Source organism: Streptomyces sp. NRRL F-2664, assembly GCF_000719345.1.
GTDB lineage: Bacteria > Actinomycetota > Actinomycetes > Streptomycetales > Streptomycetaceae > Streptomyces.
Genome location: NZ_JOFX01000120.1, coordinates 1 through 4573, shown reverse-complemented (window position 1 = coordinate 4573; position 4573 = coordinate 1). Strand labels below are relative to the sequence as shown.

General features: G+C 63.9%; 3 protein-coding genes and 1 pseudogene. 1 reads left to right on the top strand and 3 read right to left on the bottom strand.

The annotated features are described in order from the left end of the window. Positions 1-139 precede the first annotated feature (139 nt). A complete protein-coding gene (locus IF89_RS0134375) occupies positions 140-1144 on the top strand; it encodes an IS110 family transposase (RefSeq protein ID WP_051808088.1) in 1005 nt (334 codons plus the stop codon). Positions 1145-1372: 228 nt separating this feature from the next. On the opposite strand, the pseudogene IF89_RS47285 reads toward IF89_RS0134375, so the two are convergent. From IF89_RS47285 to IF89_RS43505, 3 genes and pseudogenes are all read right to left on the bottom strand, one after another. Next, positions 1373-1525 (bottom strand): annotated as a pseudogene (locus tag IF89_RS47285) (IS5/IS1182 family transposase); the annotation flags it as partial. 7 nt (positions 1526-1532) lie between these two features. Continuing rightward, entirely contained in the window at positions 1533-2867 is a 1335-nt protein-coding gene (guaD, locus tag IF89_RS0134370) for a guanine deaminase (protein ID WP_234328006.1), read from the bottom strand. 704 nt (positions 2868-3571) lie between these two features. Continuing rightward, on the bottom strand, positions 3572-4573 hold a 1002-nt coding region (locus IF89_RS43505; RefSeq protein WP_158718076.1), incomplete at its 5' end, for an RHS repeat-associated core domain-containing protein.

The window sequence follows — 4573 nt, the reverse complement described above, 5'->3', positions numbered from 1 at the left end:
GAGCGGTCACCACGCTGACACAGACCGACGATCTCGGCCTTGAACTCTGGCGTGAACGAGCGGCGAGGACGCACCTTCTTCTTCCCCATGCTCTCCATGGTGAACATCATCCTTCCGGGGCCCAAGCCCCTGATCTCCGATGTCCGTCAAAGCGAAGCAAGCCCACGTCCACGTCGCAGTGGCGGTCAGCGCCGATGGCAAGCGGCTCAGCCGGCCGCTCACGGTCAACAACGACGCGGCCCTGATCGGCGTACTTCTCAAGTGGATCCGCTCGATCGCCGACGGTGCACCGGTCACCTGGGCCATCGAAGACGGCCGCGGCTTCGCCCGGAGCCTGGCCGACGGCTTGCTGCTGGCCGGCCACGAGGCCGTCTGGGTCCCCACCCGACTGATGGCTGCCCACCGCAAGCTGCACGCCGCCACCGGCTCCAAGTCCGACCCCGTCGACGCAGCCGCGGTCGCCCACGCAGCCATCGCCACACCCGGTCGGGACCGCCACCGCATCGACGAGCGCGTTCGTGAGCTCCGTGTCCTGGCCGACTTACGCGCCGACCTCGTCAGGCGCCGCACCATGGTGATCAACCAGGTCAAGGCATACACCCACCTCTGGCTCGACCACACCCCCGGCGATCTCACTCGCGCCCCCGGGATGACCGCGCTGACGACACTCCTGGAAAACTCACACCCCGGCCCGCACGTTCGCCGAGTCGTGACGGAGATGATCGGCGAGGCGGCCGATCTCAACCGGCGCATCCGCGATCTTGAAGCATCGATCCGCGAACTCGTCACCCCGCTGGCACCCGCTCTGCTGGAGATCACCGGGATCAGCCACGCCTCAGCAGCGGTCCTGCTCGCGGAGATCGGCGACATCACCCGCTTCGCCAGTTCGGCCAAGCTCGCCCGCTACACCGGATGCGCCCCGATCCCCGTCTACTCGTCCGACAAGGAACGCCACCGCCTGCATCGAGGCGGCAACCGACGACTGAACAGCGTTCTCTACACCACAGCCATCGTCCAGCAGACATTCCACCCAGGCGCGAGAAAACTGCTGGCCCGCCACACGCCGACGAAGGGCGCCCGAGGCGCTCGGCGCATACTCAAACGCCATCCGATCGACGTCATCACTCGGTTGGCATTTCCTTGATCACCTGCCGTTCGTATGCCTCCAGGGCGGCTCGTCGGCTCCGAGCTGGTAGCCGTCGGCCCTGGTCCAGACCAGCGGGGGCCACGCCTGCCTTGCGGTGTTCCTTCGGCCAGCGGGAGGCGATCCAGCGGGTGTTGTCGACGGTGCTGTACTTGGGGCCGATGTCCTCGGCGAGCCGCGTCAGCGACTCCCTGATGGACCCTCCGCCCTCGGGCCGGGAGCCCTCGCGAGGGCGAAACCGGCCGCGAGCGAGGCATTGCGGAGGTGGGCGAGTGTGAGCAGGGCCTGTCGGCCCGCACTCAGGCGTCGCCCTCGGGTACCGAGGGCACGGCGACGCTTTCTCAGGCAAGCGGCGAGGGAACGGAGAGCAGAGCTGGCGAGCGCCTATTCAGGAGTGCCGTCGGTAGGCGGCGTGGCCGAGGACGTATGTGGCGGCGATTGCGCGCTCGTCTCCGAGTGTCATGAGCGCGAAGAGACGTTCATCGAAAGTCTGCGCCACCTTGACGCGGCGTGCGAGTGTGGGGGTGGCGTACCAATCCAGGACAGTGAAGTCGGCTTCCTTGCCCGGGGCGAAGTTTCCGATGAAACCATCCAGGTCGAGTGCCTTGGCGCCGCCGAGAGTGGCGAGGTAGAACCCTCGGTGGGCCGGCAGGCGCCGTCCTTGCAGGGCAGTCACCTTGTACGCCTCGTTGAGTGTCTGGAGCATGGAGTAGCTGGTGCCGGCACCGATGTCGGTGCCCATGCCGACATCGACTTTCGTTTCGCGAGTGGCGTGGAGGTCAAACAGGCCGCTGCCGAGGAAGAGGTTGGATGTGGGGCAGAAAGCGACGGACGACCCTGCCCTGGCCAGCTTCCGGCGGTCGGTGTCGTCGATGTAGATGCTGTGGGCGAACAGCGACTTCTTCGTCACCAACCCGAAGCGGTCGTAGACGTCGAGGTAGGAGCGGACGCCGAAGAGCTCTGCGACCAGCGCGACCTCCTCCCTGTTCTCCGAGAGATGGGTCTGGAGCCACAGGCTGGGGTTCTCCTTGAGGAGGCGTCCGACCATCGCCAGCTGTGCCTCAGTTGAGGTGGGCGCGAAGCGAGGAGTGAGGCTGTAGCCGAGACGGCCCTTGCCATGCCAGCGCTCAATCAACTCCCGTGTGTCGCGCTCGGCCTGCTCGATGCTGGCATCCCGCAAGAAGTCAGGTGCGAACGGTGCCCGGTCCATGAGGACCTTACCGCTCAGCATCCGCAGATTCCGCGCTGCGGCTTGCTCGAAGAACGCATCCACAGATACGGAGTGCACCGTGGGGAAAACGCTCGCCGTCGTGGTCCCTGCTTCCAGCAGCCGGTCCAGGAAGAATCCGAAGACCTCCCGGGCGTGCGCCCGGTCCGCGAACTTCGCCTCGGTAGGGAAGGTATACCTCTCCAGCCACTGCAGTAGCTGCTCACCAAACGAGGCGATGATGTCCACTTGACTAGCATGAACATGGGTGTCTACGAACCCCGGTACGATCAGTTTTCCCCGGTGGTCCTCCTGCCGCGCTGTCTGGCGCAGCCTGTGCGGCAGCCGACTGGCTGGGCCCGCCCAGGCCACCTTGCCCTGGTTGTCCACGGCCAGCGCCCCGTCCTCGAACAGCTCCCAAGAGGCGGGGTTAGATGTCTCACCAGGGTCTGCAAGATAGTGCAGGATCGTCCCGCGCACTACGACCGCCCGATTGCCTGCTGCTGTGCTGGTCACCGCTGGAGCAGTAGCAGCGGAGGCAGACGTTCCTCCAATCGCGGTCGCGGCCACAGCTGCCCCCAAGCCCGCTAGCACACTCCGGCGACGGATACGGCTGCCTGTCTCCTGCGTACTTGTCATGGGCCCGAGCCTTGACGATTCGAGTCCTTCCATCAACGCGACCCGCTACCCCGCCTCGCACAAGTAGCCTGAACAGACGCTGAGCTGGCAGGGCTGCCTCACCTTCGGTGGTGACAGGAGTCGTGAGGGTCGCTGGCCTTCACGTGAAGGATGTCAACGCGCTTGTACAGACGGTGTCCTCGGGGCCAGGACGCGGGTCGGCGCAGGGTGCGGACCGCGTCGTCCAGGGCAATGGCGGGCTTCGCCGGTGCTCTGCACGTGCCATAGCGGCCGACTGCCGTCCGGCTCCGCGCTCACCGGCCGTTTTCAGGATGCATGCCTGGTCCGACGCGGCCGGACTGCCCCTACGCCCCACAGTCTCCGCGGCACGACAGCCAGGCGCTGAAGCAGATGCTGTCTCATTTCCACATGGGACAGCACAGCCGAATCGAAGCCCTTCCCCGCGGAGAAGGCGTACGCTCCCCACCTGCAGAAATAGCTGCGGGGCAGATACATCGGAGTTCGGATCGCCCGAAAGGGCATCCAGTCCAGCGAGCGTGCTGCTACAAGCGCTTCCACAGCCTCACATATCGGACAGGGTATTACTCTGCAATCCAGTGGGCAGGGAGCGGCGGGGGCTTATCGTTGAGCCACCTATCTTGCATGAGCTCGAGGTTCAGCTTCATGGCCGCCAAGCCTTTAACCAGATTCCGCTCGGCGCGGGCAGGGGTGAAAACTGGTACATTGTCGCCATCAAAGATTACCACTGGAGTAAGGCCGGGGAGCATTTCGTCATGGACGTGTACCTCGGGTGCACGTGATGCAGCCAGACTCCTCAGTAGGTCGGAGTATGAATTGTGCAGCTTATCCTGGGCGAGTGCAGTTAGCTTGCCGATTGCTTCCTGCATGTAGTGGTTGTCGTTTACGTGAAGCGCCTCAGTGGCGGAAGTTAGAATATATGTCAAAGTGAACGGGACTGTTAGAAGGTGTCGACCACTCCCGCTCTTGTATGCACTGAAGTCGATCCGATCCACCCCTCCGTTGCTGCTGGCTCTCTGTTCGAGCCAGGCTAGATTATCCTCAGCCATCACCCTCGCTGTATGTTCGTTTATACCTGGCGTTCCCGTGACGTACTTTATGGCCGCGTGAACATCGGGGTCGTCTTCCTGATCTACTCCCAGAGCTAAGGCGTACAAGTGTGCAAGCTTTCTGGGCTTGACATTTTGAAAGTCCATGGTCTGACTTACCTTGGCCGCCCATCTTGTGATTCTTGTGGATGTGAACTCTTCCTTCCATTGATTGTGAACGGCCTCCAGGGCCTTGCTCCTACGAGAAGGCGCATCCGTCGGCGCCTTTCCGTTTGTGAACATCATTCTGAGAGTTCGGACAGTGAGGTTGCCAGTGGGGTCAATCCCGTTCACTGGGTTGGCGTTGAAGGCTTGGTATTTGTTGAGGGGTGTGGGGTGGGGGTCGCGGGTGGTGAAGCGGCCGGTTTCGGGGTGGTAGAGGCGGGCGGGGGTGTAGTGGGTGCCGTTTTCGGTGTTGGTGTATTCGCCGCCGAAGCGGAAGGGGTTGGCGGCGGGGTCTGCGGCGCGGTGTGCGGC

Excerpts from the sequence above, each read along its gene's own strand:
- IF89_RS0134375 (WP_051808088.1), top strand. The coding sequence starts at position 140 with ATGTCCGTCAAAGCGAAGCAAGCCCACGTCCACGTCGCAGTGGCGGTC.